Origin of the sequence: Mycobacterium sp. SMC-4, assembly GCF_050205565.1 — a bacterium.
Classification (GTDB): domain Bacteria; phylum Actinomycetota; class Actinomycetes; order Mycobacteriales; family Mycobacteriaceae; genus Mycobacterium.
The window spans coordinates 155728-175039 of sequence record NZ_JBNMQU010000004.1; the positions used below are offsets into that span (position 1 = coordinate 155728).

Consider the following 19312-nt stretch of genomic DNA (forward strand, 5'->3'; position numbering starts at 1 on the left):
CCTGACATCGCCAGTCGATGCAGGGGGCCGCCCGTTGAAATTTCCGGTCGTCGACGTCGTCACCCGAGCCCGGGCCTGGCTGGCGTCGTTGACGGAGGCGCGTCAGGGCTGCACGAGGCCGAACATCTGCTCGGCCATCGACAGCAGCCACGCCGCAGCGGTCTGGCTGCGGTACTTCGGCCAGTTGGACTGCATGCTGACCACCCACGGCTGGCCGGTGCGGTCGACCGCGTACCAGCTGAAGGTCAGGTCCCCGGGCAGGTTGCCGGCCTTGGCGCCGATGTAGGGCCATTTGTCGCGATCCAAGTCGATGCCCGGGATCGCGGACAGGATGTCTTTGACGGGCGCGGCTTCGTCGACGGCCGACTTCTGCAGTGCTGCGTGCAGCCGGCAGATGTCGGCGGCGCTGCCGTACCACTCGGCGCCGATGTCGGAGGCCGGCATGTGGGTGCGCTGCGGGTCGGGTTCGTAAGGCCGCGACTTGACCTGCTGAAGCAATTGGATGCGCTTCTGAGGTGTCGCCTGCTTCCACTGTTCGCGCACGTCGGGCTTGCCCCATCCCACAGAGAACAGTTCGTGCATCGTCGGGAACGGTGTCATGCTGGCCGGGTCGTGGTGACCGGCGGTCACCAGCGCGCGCTCCACCGCGCCGGGTCCGAGGTAGGCGATCAGCAGGTCGGTGGCCATGTTGTCGCTGGCCGAGATCATCTGCTGGGCGGCGTCCCGGACCGAGACGGTCGCGCCCGGCGGTAGCTGATCGAAGCCCGACGAGCCGACGGCCTTGGCCTCTTTGGTGATGGTCAGCGTGTCGTCCCAGCGCGCGTCTCCGGTCTTGACCGCTTCGGCGACGGCGAGCAGCACGTACAACTTGAAGATCGAGGCCAGCGGAAGAGACAGGTCGGTGTTGCTGCCGGCCACCTTCTCGCAGCGCCCGTCGACGACTTTGGCCACCTGGTAGGAGTACCGCGCGCCGGAGCTCGTCAGCGCGTCGTCGACGTCGGACCACTGGGTGATCTCCGGTTCGACGAGTGTGACCTGGAACCGGTCGACCATGCTGGCGTCGTCGGTGCGCAGCTCGATGGTCTGCTCGACCCCGTAGGACGTGGTGACGTGCAGGGTCGCGTTGCCGGCGCCGACCTCGACGTCGGTGACGGTGAACGGCCGGTCCCACCACATCCGGTCCAGGGTCACCCCGACGTGCTCGACGACCTCGGGGGCGGCGAGTGTGCGGATCCCGACCTCGCCGATCGGCCAGTCGCTGTTGAGCATGTCCATGGTCTGCTTGGCTCGCAGACCCTGCGGGGTGTTGATCGCGATCGGGACGCCGTAGGCAGCTTCGGCCGGCGCGGGGCGGGTGCCGGCGCACCCGCCGACCAGGGCCGCGACGAGGAACAGCGCGACCGTCACCACGGCCGCGCGGCGTCGCGCCCCTGTGCTACGCCGAGGCGTCGGTCCCGCCAACGTCGAGCACGACCTCGAACTCCAGCAGCGAGGCACCGGTGGCGACCGGGTTCTTGCGCTCGCCGGCGTGGGCCTCGACGGCCGGGCCGTTGGCCCAGGCCTGGAAGGCCTCGTCGGACTCCCACTGCGTCACCACGAAGTAGCGGTTCTCGCCCTTGACCGGCCGCAGCAACTGGAAGCCGAGAAAGCCCGGTTGGTTGTCGACGGCGTGGGCGCGGTGGGCGAACCGCTTCTCCAGTTCGGGTCCGGCGTTGGGTGGGACCTCGATTGCGTTGATCTTGACCACAGCCATATCGATCAGGCTACCGCGTGACGGTGACACGGTCGTCGGCATGATGACCGTATGGATCTGCTGACCGCGCGCGGCGGTGCGGGCCGCCCGTTGGTGCTGGTGCACGGTTTGATGGGGCGCGGCACGACGTGGTCGCGCCAGCTGCCGTGGCTGACGGCACTCGGTCGCGTGTTCACCTACGACGCGCCCTGGCACCGTGGCCGCGAGGTGCGCGACGCGCATCCGATCAGCACCGAGCGGTTCGTCGAGGACCTGCGCGACGCGGTGGCCGGACTGGGGGAGCCGGCGGTCATGATCGGTCATTCGATGGGGGCGCTGCACTCGTGGTGTCTGGCCGCCGCACATCCCGAACTGGTCGCCGCGCTCGTCGTCGAGGACATGGCCCCCGACTTCCGGGGCCGCACCACCGGGCCCTGGGAACCGTGGCTGCACGCGCTGCCCGCCGAGTTCACCTCCGCCGAGCAGATCATCGCCGAGTTCGGCCCCGTCGCCGGGCAGTACTTCCTCGAGGCGTTCGACCGCACACCCACCGGTTGGCGCCTGCACGGCGAGCCGAGCAAGTGGATCGAGATCGCCGCGCAGTGGGGCGAACGCGACTACTGGGCGCAGTGGCAGGCCGTGTCGGTGCCGGTGCTGCTTCTCGAGGCCGCCAATACCGTGGCCCCGCCCGGTCAGATGAGCGCCATGGCCGAGCAGGCCGGTGAGCGGGCCACCTATGTGCGCATCCCGGACGCCGGCCATCTGATCCACGACGACGCCCCTGCGAAATACCGGGGTGCGGTCGAGACGTTCCTATCGGCGTTCCCCCGTCGCGCCTGAGGCCGGCCAGGACGGCTGCCGCTCGAATCGGGTGCGGATGGCGTCGGTGTCGTGTTGAACTCGACGGAAGTCGGGGTCGGCGGGCATTGCGCGCGTCCGCCATGCCCGGTCGGCTGCCCAGCTGAGCAGCCCGGCGACGGCGAACGGGGCGGCCAGGAGCAGGAAGGTCAGTACAGTGGTCATGGCAGTAATCGTGCGTCCGGATAAGATCCGGCCAACAGTGGCAGAACTGACCTTGAGCAATAAAATACCGCCATGCCTTTGAAAACCGTCTCGACGCTCGTGCTCGACGACGTCGCGATGTTCGAGTTCGGCGTCATCTGTGAGGTGTTCGGCATCGATCGCTCAGCCGACGGCGTGCCCAACTTCGACTTCAAGGTGTGCGGCCCGCAGCCCGGCGTGCCGCTGCGCACCACAGTCGGTGCGTCGCTGACGCCCGACCACGGACTCGACGACCTCCTCGGCGTCGACCTGGTGGCCATCCCGGCGATCGGGTCCGCGGAATACCTGCCCGCCGCACTGGACGCGGTCCGCCAGGCCGCGGCCAACGGTTCGATCATCCTGACCGTGTGCTCCGGGGCGTTCGTGGCCGGCGCCGCGGGCCTGCTCGACGGCAGGCCGTGCACCACGCACTGGATGCACGCCGACGAACTGGCCCAGCGCTATCCGACAGCCCGGGTCGACCGCAACGTGCTGTTCGTCGACGACGGCAACCTGATCACCAGCGCCGGGACGGCGGCCGGTATCGATGCGTGTCTGCACCTGGTGCGCCGAGAGCTGGGCAGCGAGGTCACCAACAAGATCGCGCGACGCATGGTGGTGCCGCCCCAGCGCGACGGCGGCCAGCGACAGTACATCGACCAGCCGATCCCGGTGCGGTGCTCGGACCGCTTCGCCCCGCACCTGGACTGGATCCTGGCCAATCTCGACAAGCCGCACACGGTCAACTCGCTGGCCCGACGCGCGCACATGTCCGGGCGGACCTTCGCGAGGCGCTTCGTCGAAGAGACCGGGCGCACGCCCATGCAGTGGGTGACCGATCAACGGGTGCTGTTCGCGCGTCGCCTGCTCGAGGAGACGACGCTGGACATCGACCGCATCGCCGACCAGAGCGGCTTCGGCACCGCCACGCTGCTGCGCCACCACTTCCGTCGCGTCGTCGGGGTGACGCCGTCGGACTACCGCAGGCGTTTCAACGCGGTCAGCGCCGAAGCCGAGTGCGCCGAATCGGCTTAGGTCTGTTCGCCTTCCCCGCACAGCGCGAACAGCCCGGCGGCCGTCTGCTCCACCAGGCCGTCGACCAGGAGCGAGTCCAGCGCGCGGTCCCGCTGCGCGGTGTCGACGGTCCAAGCCACGTCCAGCTGGGCGCGGCTGACCGGAGTTGTGCTGGCGCGCAACACATCCAGCAGTCGGCCGCGCGCCTGCCGATCGGTTCCCGCGTACCGCTGAACCCGCTTGGCCGGACCTGTGCCGGCCGGGAAACCCGCAGCGCGCCAAGCGCATTCACTCAACGGGCACACGCCACAGCGCGGTGACCGGGCGGTGCACACCGTCGCACCCAACTCCATCAGCGCCACCGAGAACACCGGAGCGGTGTCGTCGTCGGGCAGCAGCGCCTCGACGTCGGCGAGGTCGCGCACCGATGCCGCGCCGCCGTCATGCCGGCCGTGCACGGCACGGGCGACCACGCGGCGCACGTTGGTGTCGACGACCGGAACGCGTTGACCGTAGGCGAAACACGCGACGGCGCGGGCGGTGTACGTGCCGATGCCGGGCAGCGACAACAACACCTCGACGTCGGCGGGGACGACGTCGTCGTGCTCGGTCGCGATCACCGTCGCGCACTCGTGCAGCCGCTTGGCCCGCCGCGGGTACCCGAGCTTGCCCCACGCGCGCAGCACGTCCGCGGGTCCGGCGGCCGCGGTCGCCGAGGGGGTGGGCCAGCGCGCCACCCACTCCCGCCAGATCGGCTCGACCCGGGCCACGGGGGTCTGCTGCAGCATGAACTCGCTGACCAGAATCTGCCACGCGGACACCCCCGGGCGCCGCCACGGCAGATCCCGCTGTTCGCGCTCATACCAGCCGAGCAGCTCAATGGGATCGATCATCGACGCTTCCTGGTGCAGAATGACGGCCATGCCGAACACCAGCCCATTGACCGCCTGGAAAGCACTCAAAGAGGGTAACGAGCGCTTCGTTGCCGGTAAGGCCATGCACCCCAGTCAAAGCGTCGAGCACCGGGCCAGCCTGGCCGCGGCGCAGAAGCCGACGGCCGTCGTGTTCGGCTGCGGGGACAGTCGCGTGGCCGCCGAGCTGCTGTTCGACCAGGGTCTGGGCGACATGTTCGTGGTGCGCACCGCCGGCCACGTCATCGATTCCGCCGTGTTGGGCTCGATCGAGTACGCGGTGTCGATCCTCGAGGTGCCGCTGATCGTGGTGCTCGGCCACGACAGCTGCGGTGCGGTCAAGGCGGCTCTCTCGGCGCTGGACGAGGGCGAGATCCCGGGTGGCTATGTGCGCGACGTGGTCGAGCGCGTCATGCCGTCGATCCTGACCGGCCGCCGCGACGGCCTCACCCGCGTCGACGAATTCGAGGCGCGCCACGTCATCGAGACGGGGCAGCAGCTGAAGAACCGGTCGACGGCCATCGACGACGCGATCAGGGACGGCAAACTCGCCATCGCGGGGGTCACCTATCACCTGTCCGACGGGCAGATCGCGCTGCGCGACCACATCGGCGACATCGGCGAGGGCTGACTCACAGGCGACACGCCGGTAAGCCTCGGCCAACGTGGGATGACCTGGGCTTACCGTTGTGACGTGCTGGATCTAGAACCGCAGGGCCCGCTGCCCACCCAGATCTACTGGCGACGCAGGGCGCTGGCGCTCGGCATCGCGGTACTGGTCGTCGCGATCATCGCCGCCGTGATCGCGGTCGTCGTCTCCAACAGCACCAGCAACGAGCAACCCACCGCCAACGAGTCCTCTGCGCCCAGCGCCGAGGCGCCGCCGCCGCTACCTGGGCAGGACCCCGAGGTGAAGTCCCCGATCCAGCCGCCGGCTCAGGACGCGCCGCCGCCCACCCCGACTCCGACCGCCGCCGTCGTCCCGCCGCCGATCCTCAAGGAGGGCGACGACTGCCCCGACTCGACGCTGGCGGTCAAGGGCATCACCAATGAGCCGCAGTACGTGGTCGGCGACCAGCCGAAGTTCACGATGGTCGTCACCAACATCGGTCTGGTCGCGTGCCAGCGGGACGTCGGCGCCGCCGTGCTCGCCGCCTACGTGTACTCGCTGGACAACCAGCGGCTGTGGAGCAACCTGGATTGCGCACCGTCCAACGAGACGCTGATCAAGACGTTCCAGCCCGGCGAGCAGGTCACCACCGAGGTGACGTGGACGGGCATGGGCTCGGCGCCGAACTGCCCGCTGCCCCGTCAGCCGATCGGGCCGGGCACCTACAACCTGGTCGTGCAGTTGGGGAACCTGAGATCGGCCACGGTGCCGTTCATCCTGGCCCCGACCGCGCAGCAGGCGCCCCCGCCGGCCGACGGCGTGCCGCACCTGCCGGCGCCGCCCGCCGGCTAGGCCAGCCGGTCGGCGATCGTCGACTCGGCGAGCTGCGACAAGCCTTCGCGGATGTGGCGGGCCCACATCGAACCGATGCCGTCCACCGACTGCAGATCGCTGGCGCTGGCCGCCAACAGCCCCTGCAGGGAGCCGAAGTTGCGCACCAGCAGGTCGACGTGCGCGAACTGCAGCCGCGGAATGCCCGCCATCGCGCGGTACCCGCGTGAGCTCATCGCCGAGTCCTGCGCCTCGGCCGTGGATGGATAACCGAAAACCCTTGCCAGCGCGGTGAAGTCGAGCAGTTCGTTGTCCGAGAGCGTGTCGAGTTCTTCGAGGGTGGCGCTGACCTGCGCGGCGGTCGGCGGGTCCGGGTTGGCGTGGTAGTCGCGCACGATCAGTTCGCGCGCGGTGTCGTTGTCGCCCACCAGTTCGTCGAGCTGCAGCTTCAGTTGGCGTCCGTCGGTGCCCAGTTCGACGACGTGGGCGTCGATCTCGAGGCTGATCCGGCGGACCATCTCGAGACGCTGGACGACGGTCATCACGTCGCGCAGCGTCACGAAGTCCTCGATCTCGGCGGTCGAGAGCTGCCTGCTGACCTCGTCCAGGCGCAGCTTGTAGCGCTCCAGCGTGGCGATGGTCTGGTTGGCGCGCGACAGGATGGTGGCCGAGTCGGGCACCACGTGCCGTTCCCCGGCGACGTAGACGGTCACGATGCTCATCGAGTGGCTCACCGAGATCACCGGGTAGCCGGTCTGGATCGCGGTGCGCTCGGCCGAGCGGTGCCGGGTGCCGGATTCCTCGGTGGGTATCGACGGGTCCGGCACGAGCTGCACGTTGGCCCGCAGGATCCGGCTGCCGTCGCTGCTGAGCACGACGGCGCCGTCCATCTTGGACAGCTCGCGCAGCCGCGTGGGCGCGTACCGGACGTCGAGCTCGAACCCGCCGTCGCAGATCGCCTCCACGCTGTCGTCGTAACCGATGACGATCAGCGCGCCGGTCCGGCCGCGCAAGATGCGTTCCAGCCCGTCGCGCAGGGCGGTGCCGGGGGCCAGGCGGGCGATGGTTTCGCGCAGCGTGGGTCGTGTCATCGGCACGACCGTCCGCGCGGTGCGGCTGGTCGACGATTTCACGCCCATGTTCTCTCCCTCAGCTCGCGTCATTCTGGCCGATTCGGCGCAGTACCTGCAATGCCGAGGTGATGTCGTCGGCGCCGATGGTGCGCAGGCCGGCCGGCGGATCGGCGACCCCGGCGGGCACGATCGCGGTGGTGAAGCCCAGCCGCGCGGCCTCGGCGAGACGGCGGTCCATGCCCGTGACACGACGCAGGTCCCCGGCCAGGCCGACCTCCCCGATGGCGACCGCGGTGGCCGGCAGTGGCAGGTCGATGTAGGCCGATGCGATCGACAGCGCCACCGCGAGGTCGGACGACGAGTCCGTCAGGCGCATCCCGCCGACCGTGGACAGGTAGATGTCGTTGGTGCCGACGGGTAGCCGGGCCCGCTTCTCCAGCACGGCGGTGATCATCGCCGCGCGCGACGAGTCGATCCCGCTGACCGCGCGGCGCGGGGTGCCGGTGGCCGGCGCCCCGATCAGTGCCTGCACCTCGCCGATCATCGGCCGTTTTCCGTCGAGGGTGACCGTCACCGCGGTGCCCGGCACCGGCTTGGGACGCTGGTCGAGGAACAGTCCCGACGGGTCGGACACGCACTCGATCCCGTTGTCATGCAACAGGAAACAACCGACTTCGTCGGCGGCGCCGAACCGGTTCTTGATGCCGCGCACCATCCGCAGCGCCGAGGCGCGGTCGCCTTCGAAGTGCAGCACCACGTCGACCAGGTGCTCGAGGGAGCGGGGACCGGCGATCGCGCCGTCCTTGGTGACGTGACCGACGAGCAGCATCGCCACCCCGGTGGTCTTGGCGGTCATGGTCAGCGCGGTGGTCACCGCGCGCACCTGGGTCACCCCACCGGTGACACCGTCGACCTCGGCGGTCGACAGCGTCTGCACCGAGTCCACCACCACAAGCGAGGGCTGCACCGCCTCGATGTGTCCGAGCGCGGTCTGCAGGTCGGCCTCGGCGGCCAGGAACACCTCGTCGTGGGTGCAGCCGGTGCGTTCGGCGCGCAGCCGGATCTGTCCGGCGGACTCCTCGCCCGACAGGTACAGCGCGCGTCGACCGGAGGCGGCCCAGCGGTGGGCGACCTCGAGCAGCAGCGTCGACTTTCCGACGCCGGGGTCACCGGCCAGCAGCGTCACCGAGCCGGGCACCACGCCGCCGCCGAGCACCCGGTCGAGCTCGCTGATGCCGGTGTGGAAGTGGCGGGTGCGACCCGGGTCGATCGAGCTGATCGGCACCGCCGGCGAGGTGGGGGCGACGGCACGCCGCGTCGCCGAACCGCCGACCGCGGTCAGGGCAACTTCGTCGACCGTGCCCCACGTACCGCATTCCGGGCACCGCCCCACCCACTTGAGCATGACGTGGTGACACTCGGAGCAGCGGTACTGCGAACGTACTTTCGAATTCGGCCTGGCCACGTGCTGACCGTAGCGGCCCGCGCCGACAGATCCCGTCAGGCGCGGCTTTGCTCAGTGTCCGCCGGAGTGGCTGCCGCCGCCGGACTCGCCGGGGGAGTCCCGACGCGGCGCCTCACCGGCGGAGACCGGCACGGCCAGCTTGGCCTCGCCGGCGCGCTCGAACGAGAACACGAAGTCGTAGGTGAGGCCGTTGGTGATCGGCTGGCTCAGCTTGACGGTGGCCTTACCGGAGTCGGCGGGCTCGACGGCTTCCAGCGGCGTGGGCTGCCCGTCCGGGGTGCCGATCACCAGCGTGCCGCCGGCGGGCACGTCCTTGCTGCCGGTCAGCTGCACGCTGCCGATGTCCGACGTGACCGACACCAGCTTGTCGCCGGTGTCGGCGCTCTGGTTGGTGACGACGAAGACGAGCTCGACGTCGCGGCCCGGCTGGATCGCCGCGCTGGTCTGGGTGGCGAAGATGTGGACGTTGCGAAGGGCGAGTTCACCGAGGTTGCCGTTCACCCCGTTGATTGCCGGCTCCTGCGTCGCCGTCTGCGAAACCTGGCCGGCACCGCAGCCGCTCAACGCGGCCGACAGCACCACACCGGATGCCGCCAGCGCAGCGATGGACCGGCCGGCGAACGTGGTGCGGCGTGTCATCTGGATCACTGTCGAAAGGCCTCCTGCTCGGCCGGCAAGGCGACTCTGGTGCCGGTTGCTGTGGTTCGACTATGCAGAGTAGTAGGTGACGTTGCGGCGCGGTAGCGCAGGGCCGCGGCGGCGTCGGCATTGCACGGATCGAGCGGTGTGTCAACCCCTAGTAAAGGCCGACTGTGCCCCTGACCTGCATCGTTGATCCGCGCCCGGCAGCGGCGCGTGTTAAGATGGCGGGGTGAAAGGGGCTCGAAACTGATGATTTTCAAGGTCGGAGACACCGTCGTCTATCCACACCACGGTGCTGCGTTGATCGAGGCGATCGAAACCCGGACCATTAAAGGCGAGCAGAAGGAATATCTCGTCCTCAAGGTTGCACAGGGAGATCTCACCGTTCGGGTGCCCGCTGACAACGCGGAGTATGTCGGCGTCCGTGACGTGGTCGGACAGGAAGGCCTCGACAAGGTCTTCCAGGTGCTGCGCGCACCCCACACCGAGGAGCCGACCAACTGGTCGCGGCGTTACAAGGCCAATCTCGAGAAGTTGGCTTCCGGTGATGTGAACAAGGTCGCCGAGGTCGTCCGCGACCTGTGGCGGCGGGACCAGGAGCGTGGCCTGTCCGCGGGCGAGAAGCGGATGCTCGCCAAGGCTCGCCAGATCCTGGTCGGTGAGCTCGCGCTGGCCGAGAACACCGATGACGCCAAGGCCTCGACCATTCTCGACGAGGTTCTGGCCGCCGCATCCTGACCGTGCTACCTCGAATCGGGCTGGGCACGGACGTCCACCCGATCCAGGCCGGTCGGCCATGCTGGCTGTTGTGTCTGTTTTTCGACGGCGCTGATGGCTGCGCCGGTCATTCCGACGGAGACGTCGCTGCGCACGCGTTGTGCGATGCCCTGCTGTCCGCGGCAGGGCTGGGCGATCTCGGCGGCGTCTTCGGCACGGATCAACCGCAGTGGCGTGGCGTGAGCGGAGCAGACATGCTCCGCCACGTCCACGGCCTGCTCACCACGAACGGCTTCCGGGTCGGCAACGCCGCCGTGCAGGTCATCGGCAACCGTCCCAAGGTCGGTCCGCGACGCGTCGAAGCCCAGCAGGTGCTGTCCGCACTGGTCGGGGCGCCGGTCTCGGTCTCGGCGACCACCACCGACGGTCTGGGTCTGACCGGGCGCGGCGAGGGTTTGGCCGCGATCGCCACGGCACTGGTCATCGCCGAGCAATAGTGTCGGTAAGCTGGCACGTCGTGACCGACGGCCCCGCCACTTCAATGCGGCTTTACGACACCATGGCGGGTGCCGTGCGCGAATTCGTCCCGGTGCGCCCCGGACATGCCTCCATCTATCTGTGCGGCGCGACCGTGCAGGGGCTTCCGCACATCGGGCACGTGCGCAGCGGCGTCGCGTTCGACGTGTTGCGCCGCTGGCTGACCGCCAAGGGCCTCGATGTCGCGTTCATCCGCAACGTCACCGACATCGACGACAAGATCCTGATCAAGGCCGCCGACGCCGGCCGCCCGTGGTGGGAGTGGGCCGCGACCTACGAACGCGCGTTCACCGCCGCCTACGACGCGCTGGGTGTGCTGCCGCCGTCGGCCGAGCCCCGCGCAACCGGCCACATCACCCAGATGGTCGAGTTGATCGAGCGGCTGATCGAACGCGGACATGCGTACCAGGGGTCGGGTGCCGGAGCCGGCGACGTGTACTTCGACGTCTTGAGCCTCGCCGACTACGGCAAGCTGTCCGGCCACCGGATCGACGACGTCCACCAGGGTGAGGGCGTGGCCAAGGGCAAGCGCGACGAACGGGACTTCACCCTCTGGAAGGCGGCCAAGCCCGGCGAGCCGTCCTGGCCGACGCCGTGGGGCCGTGGCCGTCCCGGCTGGCACACCGAATGCGTCGCGATGTGCGAGGCCTATCTGGGCGCAGAGTTCGACATCCACGCCGGCGGCATGGATCTGGTGTTCCCGCACCATGAGAACGAGATCGCCCAGGCCGAGGGCGCCGGAGACCGGTTCGCGCGTTTCTGGCTGCACAACGGCTGGGTGACCATGGGCGGCGAGAAGATGAGCAAGTCGCTCGGCAACGTACTGGCCATCCCCGCGGTGCTGCAGCGGGTGCGTGCCGCCGAGCTGCGGTACTACCTGGGCAGCGCGCACTACCGTTCGATGCTGGAGTTCTCCGAGACCGCGCTGCAGGACGCCGCCCGGGCCTATTCGGGCATCGAGGATTTCCTGCACCGGGTCCGCAACCGGGTGGGCGCGGTGGCGCCGGGTCAGTGGACGCCGAAGTTCGCCGCCGCACTCGACGACGACCTGTCGGTGCCGATCGCGCTGGCCGAGGTGCACGCCGCACGCGCCGAGGGCAACCGCGCGCTCGACGCGGGCGACCACGACGCCGCCCTGACTCAGGCGATGTCGATCCGGGCGATGATGGGCATCCTGGGCGCCGACCCGCTCGACGAGCGGTGGGAGACGCGCGACGAGACGTCGGCGGCGCTGGCCGCGGTCGACGTGCTGGTGGCCGCCGAGGTCAAGCGGCGCGAGGAGGCGCGGGCCCAGCGCGACTGGGCAGAGGCAGACGCGATCCGCGACCGTCTCAAGGAAGCGGGGATCGAGGTGACCGACACGGCGGACGGTCCGCAGTGGTCACTGATCGAGGGATCGGACAAGTAGTGGCGGGCAATTCGAAGCGCCGCGGCGCGGTACGCAAAGAGGGCACCAAGAAGGGCCCCACCGTCGGCTCCGGCGGTGTGCGGCGGCGCGGCCTGGAGGGCCGGGGCGCGACGCCGCCGGCGCACCAGCGGCCGCATCACCCGGCCGCCAAGCGCGCGGCCAAGGCGGCCCGCCAGCAGCAGGGACGGCCCAAGAAAACTGACGACACGGAGATCGTGCTGGGCCGCAACCCGGTCGTCGAGTGTCTGCGCGCCGGGGTGCCGGCCACGGCGCTCTATGTCGCGCTCGGTGCGGACAACGACGAGCGGTTGACCGAGTCGGTGCAGATGGCCGCGGACAAGGGCATCTCGATCTTGGAGGTGCCCCGCCACGACCTGGACCGCATCGCCGCCAACGGCATGCACCAGGGCATCGCGCTGCAGGTGCCGCCGTACGAGTACGCCCACCCCGACGACGTGCTCAGCGACGTCCGCCGCGATGCGACGCCTGCGCTGCTGGTGGCCCTGGACAACATCTCCGACCCGCGCAATCTCGGTGCGATCGTGCGTTCAGTCGCCGCGTTCGGCGGCCACGGCGTGCTGATCCCGCAGCGCCGGTCGGCGTCGGTGACCGCGGTGGCCTGGCGCACCAGCGCCGGTGCCGCGGCGCGGGTTCCGGTGGCGCGGGCGACGAACCTGAACCGCACGCTGAAGTCGTGGGCGGACGCCGGGCTGCAGATCGTGGGTCTGGACGCCGACGGTGACACCGTGATCGACGAACTCGACGGCACGGTCCCGACGGTCGTGGTGGTCGGCTCCGAGGGCAAGGGCCTGTCGCGTCTGGTGCGGGAGAACTGCGACGCGGTGGTGTCCATCCCGATGGCCGGCCCCACGGAGTCTCTGAACGCGTCGGTCGCCGCGGGTGTGGTGCTCGCCGAGATCGCCCGTCAGCGCCGTTCCTAGAGACCCAGTAGCCGGCCGCTCAGCCACAGCGCCGCCACCGCGGCGACCAGCACCACCGGCGTGGTGCACGCACCGACCCTGCTGAACTCGGCGAAGCTCGCTGTTTCGTCGGTGTCGCGACGAATCACCCGGCGCCACAACAGGTTCGCCAATGATCCGAGGTAGGTCAGGTTGGGGCCGATGTTGACGCCGAGCAGTACGGCCAGCACCGCGAGCGGCCCGGACGCCCCCACCAGGGGCAGCATCACCAGTACGGCCGGCAGGTTGTTGACCGCGTTGGACAACAGCGCCGCCACCGCTGCGATCGCCAGCAGCGAGGGCAGGCTGTCACCGCCCGGAATCACATGCTGCATGGCGCTTTCCAGGCCGTTGCGCATCACGGCGTCGACCACCACCCCCAGGCACAGCACGAATGCCAGGAACGGGACGTCAAGGGCGGCAAGGATTCCGCGTATTGTGCTGCGTCCGGCGGTGAGACTGCGTGCGCCGAGGACGATCACGCCGGCCAGGGCCGCCCATCCCGGGGACCACCCGAGCAGCGAGGTCACGGCGAAGCCGGCCAGGGTCGCGGCCACCACGACCACGGCGAAGCGGGGCACCGGCACCGGCTCCTCTGCCGTCACAGGGCGCGGCGCGACAGCCAGATCCCTGGCGAAAATCCGGCGGAGCAACAGGAATTCGGCTGCCACCGCGAGGAGCCACGGCAGCGTCATGGCTGCCGCGAACTGCAGGAACGACAAACCGGCGGCGGTGAATGCCAGCAGGTTGGTCAGGTTCGACACCGGCAGGAGCAGCGACGCACTGTTGGCCAGGTGTGCGGTGGCGTACGCGTGAGGTCGCGACGGCACCCGCAGCGTGCGGGCGGTGGCCAGCACCACCGGCGTCAGCAGCACCACGGTCGCGTCCAGGCTGAGCACCGCGGTCACCACAGCGGACACGGCGAACACCGAACCCAGAAACCGGTGCTGGCTGCCGCGGGTGGTCCGCGCCATGAAGTCGCCGGCGGCGCGGAACAGTCCTTCGTCGTCACAGAGCTTGGCCAGCACCAGGATTGCCGCGAGGAAGCCGACCACCGGTGCGAGGCTGCTGATCTCGGCGGCCGCATCTTGCCATGACAGCGCTCCGACGGCGACCACCACCGCCGCGGCCGGGACGGCGACGACGGCTTCGGGCCACCCGTGTGGGCGCACGAGCGCGAATGCGAGCACCGCGATCAACGCGGCGGCGGCGACGATCAGCGCCACGGGTCGCTGCGCTGCCACAGCGTCGGCAGGTGCAGCGCAACACCGTCGGCGTCTGCCAGCGCGGCCAGTACCCGCATGGACGCGTCGAGGTCGTCGACGGCGCGCGGCAACGCCCGCAGGGGTTTGTGCAGCGGGCGGAAGAAGTCGTCCCAGTGGATCAACACCACGCGCCGGGCGCCGACCGTGCGCACGGTCTGCTGCCAGTACTCGGTCAGGTACTCGCGTGGTTGCAGACCGAGTTGACCGACACCGAGGTACACCACGTCGGCCTGATGGCCGGTCAGTGCGCCGGGCAGAAAGCCGGCGCTGCCGACGATCAGCAGGCGCCGCCCGCTGGGCCGGTGCGCCACGAGCGTCGACCACGCCTCTCCGCAGCGGTAGGCCGACACCCGCGCCGGCTGCCGGATGGGTTCGGTGACGGGGCCGGGGAAGCGGTCCGGCGGACAGTGCGCGCCCTCGACGAGGGTGAGATCGAAGGCGCCGGCGGTGACGACCCGGCCGGGGGTGACCACCTCGACGCGGGTCGGCGCGTGCCCGCGGGCGATCTGCGCGGCGGACTCGCCGCCGATCAGCCGCGCGCCGGTGCGCTCGGCCACCACCGCGGAATCGAGGGTGTGGTCGTAGTGGGTGTGCACGGGGGTGACCGCGTCCAGGCGTCGCACTCCCAGCCGTGCCAGCCCGGTCTCGATCCGCGGCACCGACGACGACAGGGGACGGGTCGCCACGGTGAAAAGACTTGGCCGCGAGAAGAATCCGTCGGTCAGCACCGCCGAGTCGCCGGCATCGATCAGCAGTGTCGTCACCCCTGCCCAGGTCACCGTCACCGGGGTGTCGGCCGTCGCCGCGGGCACGTCGAAGCGCCGCGCGTAGGCGCGCAGGTCGGGCCGGCGCAGCGTCAGCCGCATGTCACTCCTTGGCGGGCGGGAAGTACATCTCCTGGCGGACCGTGCACACCAGTTCGCCGCTGCGGTTGTACATCCGGCCGCTGGCCAGCGCGATACGGTCCACGGCGCTCGGCGAGCTCTGGTCGTAGAACATCCAGTCCGACAGCCGCGGCGGGCGGTGGAACCACACCGAGTGGTCGCGTTGCGCCGTCGGGCCCAGCCCGCCGCGCGCCGCGAACGCGGGCTCGGTGAGCGTGACCGCCGACAGGTAGGCGACCAGCGCGGTGTGGACGGCCGGATCCTCCGGAAGGTTGCCGTCGGGCCGCCACCAGATGCGCGCCGGGGCCGGCGGCGCGGCGGCGGCGTCGACGACGCGTCGCTCGAACCAGCGCAGGCTGGCCCACTGGCCTCGCCCGTTCTCGGCGTCCTCCGCCGCATGCGTCGGGGCGGCGGGCAGTGACTCCGGCGCGGCGACCTCGGGCATCGGCGGCTGGTACTCGACGTCGTCGGCGGTCGCGTTCTTCAGCGACGCCATCGCCTCGAGCAGGACCTCGCCGTCCTGGCGGGCCGTGACGCGTCGCGCCGAGAACGTCCGGCCCTCCTGCAGCGGCACGACCTCGAACTCGACCGGGCGGCTGGCGTCGCCGGGACGCAGGAAGTAGGTGTGGGCGCTGTGTGCTCGGCGCTCGGGCGCGGTGAGCCCGGCGGCCAGCAGCGCCTGCGCGGAGATGTGGCCACCGAGGATGTGGTTGAACGGCGCGGGCAGCTGCTCGCCGACGAAGGTGCGCTCGCCGGTGCGGTCCAGCCGCAGGGAGGCCAGCACGTCATGCAATGAGGAGGACATCGACGCACATCTTGCCCGACGGTCAGCAGAACGACGTCACGGTCACCCCGTCGGTGACCAGTCGCTCACGCACGGCGGTGGCGATCTGCACGGCGCCGGTGGTGTCGCCGTGCACGCAGATGGAGTCGACGTGGATCGCGACGGTGGAGCCGTCGATCGCGGTGACCGTGCCGTCGCGCACCATCGACGCCACCCGGTCGCTGATGTGCTCGACGTCGTCGAGCACGGCGCCGGGTTCGCGGCGTGACACCAGGCGGCCGTCGGGCCGGTACGCGCGGTCGGCGAACGCCTCGGCGACGGTGCGGAGTCCGCGGGCCTCGGCGGCGCGCAGGAATGCCGATCCGGCCAGACCGAGCACCGGAAGCTCGGGATCGACGGCGTGGACGGCTGCGGCGACGGCCTGGGCCTGTTCCTCGTGATCGACGATGGCGTTGTACAGCGCACCGTGTGGTTTGACGTAGCTGACGGTGGAGCCGGCGGCGCGGGCCAGGGCCTGCAGCGCCCCGATCTGGTAGATCACGTCGGCGGTCAGTTCGTCGGGCGCCATGTCGATGAAGCGGCGTCCGAAACCGGCGAGATCGCGGTAGCTGACCTGGGCGCCGATGCGCACTCCGCGCCCGGCGGCCGCCCGGCACGTGCGCGCGAGCGTCGCGGCGTCGCCGGCGTGGAATCCGCACGCGACGTTGGCGCTGGTGACGATGTCGAGCATGGCGTCGTCGTCGCCCAGGCGCCACACACCGAAGCTCTCGCCGAGGTCGGCGTTGAGGTCGACGGTCGGGTGGGCCACCTGCGCCAGCCTAATGTGCTGACCGGCGGGCGCCGATCACCCAGCAGACCAGGAAGATCGTGAACGAGATCGCGGTGACGAACACCGACACGGGCACCCCCGGAGCCAGCGACGCCACGATGCCGCCCACCGCGGCGATCTCGGCGAACACCACCGACGCGGCCATGGCTTTGAGCGGGGAGGTGAACACCCGCGCCGCCGCGGCCGCCGGGGTGATCAGCAGCGCCATCACCAGCAGCGCCCCGACGATCTGTACGCCTTGGGCGGCGGTGACGCCGACCAGCGCGGCGAACACGATCCCCAACGCGCGCACGGGCACTCCACGTCCGGCGGCGACCTCGGGGTCCACGGTGGCGAACAGCAGCGGCCGGAAGGACACCGCGAGCACCGCCATGACCACGACGGTCACGACCGCCAGCAGCGTCAGTCCGGAGTAGCCGACGCCGACGATCTGCCCGGTCAGCAGTGAGAAGCTGGTCCCGGTGCGCCCGGGGTAGAGGTGGATGAACAGCACGGCCAGGCCCAGCCCGAAGGCCAGCACGACCCCGATCGCGGAGTCGCGGTCGCGGGTGCGTTGGCCGAGAATGCCGAACAGCACTGCGGCCAGCGCGGATCCGAGCAGGGCGCCGATGCCGACACTGAACCCGGCGAGCAGCGCGAATGCGGCGCCGGTCAGGGACAGTTCGGCCGAGCCGTGCACGGCGAACGACATCTGCCGCATCACGATCAGCGGCCCGATCACACCGGACACCAGGGCCAGCAGCGCGGACGCGATCAGTGCCTGCTGCACGAAGTCGCGGCCGAGCAGTTCCGCGGTGGTGTCGAACGCGAACAGGTCGGCGAACAACTTCTGCAGCGTCTCAGTCATGGTCGTGTCCGGCGTGCGCGTCGAGATGGTCGTGGTGGTACTGGCTTTCGTCGCCGACCACGATGTAGCGGTTGCCGACCTTGAGCACCTCGATGTCGGCGCGGTACAGCTCCGACAGGGTCGCCGAGGTCATCACCTCGTCGACGGACCCGATGCGGAACCGCCCGTCGACGAGGTAGATCACCCGGTCGACGTAGGGCAGGACCGGATCGACTTCGTGGGTGACGAACAGCACGGCGGTGCCGGCTTCGCGACGGCGCCGGTCGATCAGACTGCACACCAGGCGGGCGTTGGCGGGGTCGAGGTTGAGCAGCGGTTCGTCGCACAGCAGCAGCGCGGGGTCGGTGGCCAGGGCTTGGGCCACCCGCACCCGCTGCAGTTCGCCGCCCGACATCACCCCGACCGGCACGTGCGCCAGCGCGGTGCCGTTGACCTGTGCCAGCGCGCGGCGCACCGCTTCCCGTTTGGCGGCCCGGGCGCGCGGGCCCCAGCCGGTCAGGCCCCACCGGTGACCGTCGTAGCCCAGCGCGACCAGGTCGGAGCCGCGCAGCGACACGCCCCGGTCCATGGAGCGGTGCTGGGGCACGTACCCGATGCGCTCGCTGCCGGTCCGCACGGGCTGACCTTCGACGGCCACGGTGCCCGAGGTGAGCGGCAGTTGGCCGAGCAGCACTTTGAGCAGCGATGTCTTGCCGGTGCCGTTGGGGCCCAGGACGGCGATGAATTCGCCTGCGGCGACGGTCAAGTCGAGGTCGTCCCAGAGCACGCGCTCACCGAACGCCAGACGTGCGCGCTCGAGGGCGACGACGTCGCGCGGCGGGGTGGTCACTTGCGGAGATTATTCGCCGGGACTGCGCGCGGCGTCCAATTGGGCGGCTATCTGGTCGATGGTCGCCCGCTGCCACTGCAGGTAGTCCGAACCTTCGGGCAGGGTCTCGGTCACCGTGATCACCGGCAGCGACGCCTCAGTTGCGGCGTCGGCGATCTGCCGGGTGACCGGTGAGGCGGTCTGCGAATTCACCACGACGGCGGACACCTGCCGGGTGGTGATCAGGTCGAGCATCGCCGCGACGTCGGCCGGTGCCGGGTCGCCGCCGTGCTCGACGGAGCGGGCGAACGACGGTGGTGTCTTGTCGGTGATGCCTGCGTTGCGCAGCGCGTAGTAGGCCACCGGTTCGGTGGAGACCACCGACGCACCGGGGTGCGCCTGGCCGACGGCGCGCTGGGCCATGGCCAGGGTGTCGATCTCCGAGCCGAACCGCTCGGCGTTGGCGGCGTAGTCGGCCGCGTTGACCGAGTCCGCCTCGGTCAACAGTTCGGCGACGCGGTCCGCGACGGCCTTGACGGTGGGCAGGTCGTAGAACACGTGCTCGTTGGGTGTTTCGGTGGCGTTCTCGGGGACCGGTGTCAGCGAGTACGCGTCGACGCGCGTGACGTCCGGGGCGTTCTGCAGCACCTGGTCGATCCAGTGGTCGTAGTGGCCGCCGTTGTAGACGACCAGCGACGCGTCGGAGACCGCCGCCGCGTCGGCCGGGCTGGCCTCGAACGAGTGCGGGTCGGCGACGGTGCCGGTCATGATCGAGGTGACGGTGGCGTGGTCTCCGACCACCGCCTGGGCGACGCTGCCCCAGACGTCGGTGGAGGCGACGACCGCGACGCCGTCGGGCGGGTCGTTGTCGTCCTGCGAGGTGGAGCAGCCGACCATCGAGAACGTCAGTGCAGCGCTCACAGCTGCGGCGACGAGCGCGCGCATAGAAATCTCC

22 protein-coding genes are annotated in these 19312 nt (G+C 70.3%); 8 read left to right on the forward strand and 14 right to left on the reverse strand.

Annotated elements, in window-relative coordinates; all coding sequences use genetic code 11:
• Positions 1 to 102 precede the first annotated feature (102 nt).
• Positions 103 to 1461 (reverse strand): serine hydrolase, encoded by a 1359-nt coding sequence (locus ACQI46_RS09495; protein WP_427093729.1) that lies wholly within the window; start codon positions 1459 to 1461, stop codon positions 103 to 105.
• Positions 1436 to 1753: a mycobilin-forming heme oxygenase MhuD gene (mhuD, locus tag ACQI46_RS09500; protein ID WP_427093730.1), complete on the reverse strand. Its 318-nt coding sequence runs from the start codon at positions 1751 to 1753 to the stop codon at positions 1436 to 1438. Before mhuD ends, ACQI46_RS09495 begins: the two co-directional genes overlap by 26 nt.
• A 51-nt stretch (positions 1754 to 1804) precedes the next feature.
• On the opposite strand from mhuD, the gene ACQI46_RS09505 reads away from it, so the two are divergent.
• On the forward strand, positions 1805 to 2572 hold the full coding sequence (locus tag ACQI46_RS09505) for an alpha/beta fold hydrolase (RefSeq protein ID WP_427093731.1): 768 nt from the start codon (positions 1805 to 1807) through the stop codon (positions 2570 to 2572).
• Here the strand turns inward: ACQI46_RS09505 and ACQI46_RS09510 are convergent.
• Positions 2546 to 2755 (reverse strand): hypothetical protein, encoded by a 210-nt coding sequence (locus ACQI46_RS09510; protein ID WP_427093732.1) that lies wholly within the window; start codon positions 2753 to 2755, stop codon positions 2546 to 2548. The genes ACQI46_RS09505 and ACQI46_RS09510 overlap by 27 nt on opposite strands.
• 72 nt (positions 2756 to 2827) lie before the next feature.
• On the opposite strand from ACQI46_RS09510, the gene ACQI46_RS09515 reads away from it, so the two are divergent.
• The gene (locus tag ACQI46_RS09515; protein WP_427093733.1) at positions 2828 to 3808 is read left to right on the forward strand and encodes a GlxA family transcriptional regulator; all 981 of its coding nucleotides are present in this window, start codon (positions 2828 to 2830) and stop codon (positions 3806 to 3808) included.
• Here the strand turns inward: ACQI46_RS09515 and ACQI46_RS09520 are convergent.
• Positions 3805 to 4710, reverse strand: coding sequence for an A/G-specific adenine glycosylase (locus ACQI46_RS09520; RefSeq protein ID WP_427093734.1), 906 nt, complete (start codon positions 4708 to 4710; stop codon positions 3805 to 3807). The genes ACQI46_RS09515 and ACQI46_RS09520 overlap by 4 nt on opposite strands.
• On the opposite strand from ACQI46_RS09520, the gene ACQI46_RS09525 reads away from it, so the two are divergent.
• Together ACQI46_RS09525 and ACQI46_RS09530 are read left to right on the forward strand one after the other, a co-directional pair.
• Complete coding sequence (locus ACQI46_RS09525; RefSeq protein ID WP_427093735.1) at positions 4709 to 5329, forward strand: carbonic anhydrase; 621 nt, start codon at positions 4709 to 4711, stop codon at positions 5327 to 5329. The two genes, ACQI46_RS09520 and ACQI46_RS09525, sit on opposite strands and share 2 nt — an antisense overlap.
• A gap of 63 nt (positions 5330 to 5392) precedes the next feature.
• On the forward strand, positions 5393 to 6160 hold the full coding sequence (locus ACQI46_RS09530; protein WP_427093736.1) for a hypothetical protein: 768 nt from the start codon (positions 5393 to 5395) through the stop codon (positions 6158 to 6160).
• Here ACQI46_RS09530 and disA read toward each other — a convergent pair.
• The 3 genes from disA to ACQI46_RS09545 are packed head-to-tail and all read right to left on the reverse strand — an operon-like array spanning position 6157 to position 9316.
• The gene (gene disA / locus ACQI46_RS09535; protein WP_427093737.1) at positions 6157 to 7278 is read right to left on the reverse strand and encodes a DNA integrity scanning diadenylate cyclase DisA; all 1122 of its coding nucleotides are present in this window, start codon (positions 7276 to 7278) and stop codon (positions 6157 to 6159) included. The two genes, ACQI46_RS09530 and disA, sit on opposite strands and share 4 nt — an antisense overlap.
• Positions 7279 to 7288: 10 nt before the next feature.
• The gene (gene radA / locus ACQI46_RS09540) at positions 7289 to 8677 is read right to left on the reverse strand and encodes a DNA repair protein RadA (protein ID WP_427093738.1); all 1389 of its coding nucleotides are present in this window, start codon (positions 8675 to 8677) and stop codon (positions 7289 to 7291) included.
• Positions 8678 to 8728: 51 nt separating this feature from the next.
• Positions 8729 to 9316 (reverse strand): hypothetical protein, encoded by a 588-nt coding sequence (locus ACQI46_RS09545; RefSeq protein ID WP_427093739.1) that lies wholly within the window; start codon positions 9314 to 9316, stop codon positions 8729 to 8731.
• Positions 9317 to 9568: 252 nt separating this feature from the next.
• On the opposite strand from ACQI46_RS09545, the gene carD reads away from it, so the two are divergent.
• Genes carD through rlmB form a run of 4 tightly spaced genes read left to right on the forward strand, consistent with a single transcriptional unit; the run spans position 9569 to position 12922 of the window.
• Entirely contained in the window at positions 9569 to 10057 is a 489-nt protein-coding gene (gene carD, locus ACQI46_RS09550; RefSeq protein WP_011892341.1) for an RNA polymerase-binding transcription factor CarD, read from the forward strand.
• The gene (gene ispF, locus ACQI46_RS09555) at positions 10054 to 10533 is read left to right on the forward strand and encodes a 2-C-methyl-D-erythritol 2,4-cyclodiphosphate synthase (RefSeq protein ID WP_427093925.1); all 480 of its coding nucleotides are present in this window, start codon (positions 10054 to 10056) and stop codon (positions 10531 to 10533) included. Before carD ends, ispF begins: the two co-directional genes overlap by 4 nt.
• Positions 10534 to 10577: 44 nt before the next feature.
• The gene (gene cysS / locus ACQI46_RS09560; RefSeq protein WP_427093926.1) at positions 10578 to 11981 is read left to right on the forward strand and encodes a cysteine--tRNA ligase; all 1404 of its coding nucleotides are present in this window, start codon (positions 10578 to 10580) and stop codon (positions 11979 to 11981) included.
• Positions 11981 to 12922, forward strand: a complete 942-nt coding sequence (gene rlmB, locus ACQI46_RS09565) for a 23S rRNA (guanosine(2251)-2'-O)-methyltransferase RlmB (RefSeq protein WP_427093740.1) — start codon at positions 11981 to 11983, stop codon at positions 12920 to 12922. The genes cysS and rlmB overlap by 1 nt, the downstream gene beginning before the upstream one ends.
• On the opposite strand, the gene ACQI46_RS09570 is transcribed toward rlmB, so the two are convergent.
• Genes ACQI46_RS09570 through ACQI46_RS09600 form a run of 7 tightly spaced genes read right to left on the reverse strand, consistent with a single transcriptional unit; the run spans position 12919 to position 19302 of the window.
• Positions 12919 to 14166: an SLC13 family permease gene (locus tag ACQI46_RS09570; protein ID WP_427093741.1), complete on the reverse strand. Its 1248-nt coding sequence runs from the start codon at positions 14164 to 14166 to the stop codon at positions 12919 to 12921. The two genes, rlmB and ACQI46_RS09570, sit on opposite strands and share 4 nt — an antisense overlap.
• Positions 14157 to 15071, reverse strand: coding sequence for an MBL fold metallo-hydrolase (locus ACQI46_RS09575; RefSeq protein ID WP_427093742.1), 915 nt, complete (start codon positions 15069 to 15071; stop codon positions 14157 to 14159). Before ACQI46_RS09575 ends, ACQI46_RS09570 begins: the two co-directional genes overlap by 10 nt.
• 1 nt (position 15072) lies before the next feature.
• Positions 15073 to 15894 carry an acyl-CoA thioesterase gene (locus tag ACQI46_RS09580; protein WP_427093743.1) on the reverse strand — a complete coding sequence of 274 codons (822 nt, stop codon included), beginning with the start codon at positions 15892 to 15894 and terminating at the stop codon, positions 15073 to 15075.
• A gap of 22 nt (positions 15895 to 15916) precedes the next feature.
• Positions 15917 to 16681: a LamB/YcsF family protein gene (locus ACQI46_RS09585; RefSeq protein WP_427093744.1), complete on the reverse strand. Its 765-nt coding sequence runs from the start codon at positions 16679 to 16681 to the stop codon at positions 15917 to 15919.
• 10 nt (positions 16682 to 16691) lie between these two features.
• Complete coding sequence (locus ACQI46_RS09590) at positions 16692 to 17549, reverse strand: metal ABC transporter permease (RefSeq protein ID WP_427093745.1); 858 nt, start codon at positions 17547 to 17549, stop codon at positions 16692 to 16694.
• Entirely contained in the window at positions 17542 to 18378 is an 837-nt protein-coding gene (locus tag ACQI46_RS09595) for a metal ABC transporter ATP-binding protein (protein WP_427093746.1), read from the reverse strand. Before ACQI46_RS09595 ends, ACQI46_RS09590 begins: the two co-directional genes overlap by 8 nt.
• A gap of 9 nt (positions 18379 to 18387) precedes the next feature.
• The gene (locus ACQI46_RS09600) at positions 18388 to 19302 is read right to left on the reverse strand and encodes a metal ABC transporter solute-binding protein, Zn/Mn family (protein ID WP_427093747.1); all 915 of its coding nucleotides are present in this window, start codon (positions 19300 to 19302) and stop codon (positions 18388 to 18390) included.
• Positions 19303 to 19312 lie beyond the last annotated feature (10 nt).

Excerpts from the sequence above, each read along its gene's own strand:
- mhuD (WP_427093730.1), bottom strand. The coding sequence starts at position 1,753 with ATGGCTGTGGTCAAGATCAACGCAATCGAGGTCCCACCCAACGCCGGA.
- ACQI46_RS09505 (WP_427093731.1), top strand. The coding sequence starts at position 1,805 with ATGGATCTGCTGACCGCGCGCGGCGGTGCGGGCCGCCCGTTGGTGCTG.
- ACQI46_RS09510 (WP_427093732.1), bottom strand. The coding sequence starts at position 2,755 with ATGACCACTGTACTGACCTTCCTGCTCCTGGCCGCCCCGTTCGCCGTC.
- ACQI46_RS09515 (WP_427093733.1), top strand. The coding sequence starts at position 2,828 with ATGCCTTTGAAAACCGTCTCGACGCTCGTGCTCGACGACGTCGCGATG.
- ACQI46_RS09525 (WP_427093735.1), top strand. The coding sequence starts at position 4,709 with ATGCCGAACACCAGCCCATTGACCGCCTGGAAAGCACTCAAAGAGGGT.
- ACQI46_RS09520 (WP_427093734.1), bottom strand. The coding sequence starts at position 4,710 with ATGGCCGTCATTCTGCACCAGGAAGCGTCGATGATCGATCCCATTGAG.
- disA (WP_427093737.1), bottom strand. The coding sequence starts at position 7,278 with ATGGGCGTGAAATCGTCGACCAGCCGCACCGCGCGGACGGTCGTGCCG.
- ACQI46_RS09545 (WP_427093739.1), bottom strand. The coding sequence starts at position 9,316 with ATGACACGCCGCACCACGTTCGCCGGCCGGTCCATCGCTGCGCTGGCG.
- carD (WP_011892341.1), top strand. The coding sequence starts at position 9,569 with ATGATTTTCAAGGTCGGAGACACCGTCGTCTATCCACACCACGGTGCT.
- cysS (WP_427093926.1), top strand. The coding sequence starts at position 10,578 with ATGCGGCTTTACGACACCATGGCGGGTGCCGTGCGCGAATTCGTCCCG.
- ACQI46_RS09575 (WP_427093742.1), bottom strand. The coding sequence starts at position 15,071 with ATGCGGCTGACGCTGCGCCGGCCCGACCTGCGCGCCTACGCGCGGCGC.
- ACQI46_RS09580 (WP_427093743.1), bottom strand. The coding sequence starts at position 15,894 with ATGTCCTCCTCATTGCATGACGTGCTGGCCTCCCTGCGGCTGGACCGC.
- ACQI46_RS09590 (WP_427093745.1), bottom strand. The coding sequence starts at position 17,549 with ATGACTGAGACGCTGCAGAAGTTGTTCGCCGACCTGTTCGCGTTCGAC.
- ACQI46_RS09600 (WP_427093747.1), bottom strand. The coding sequence starts at position 19,302 with ATGCGCGCGCTCGTCGCCGCAGCTGTGAGCGCTGCACTGACGTTCTCG.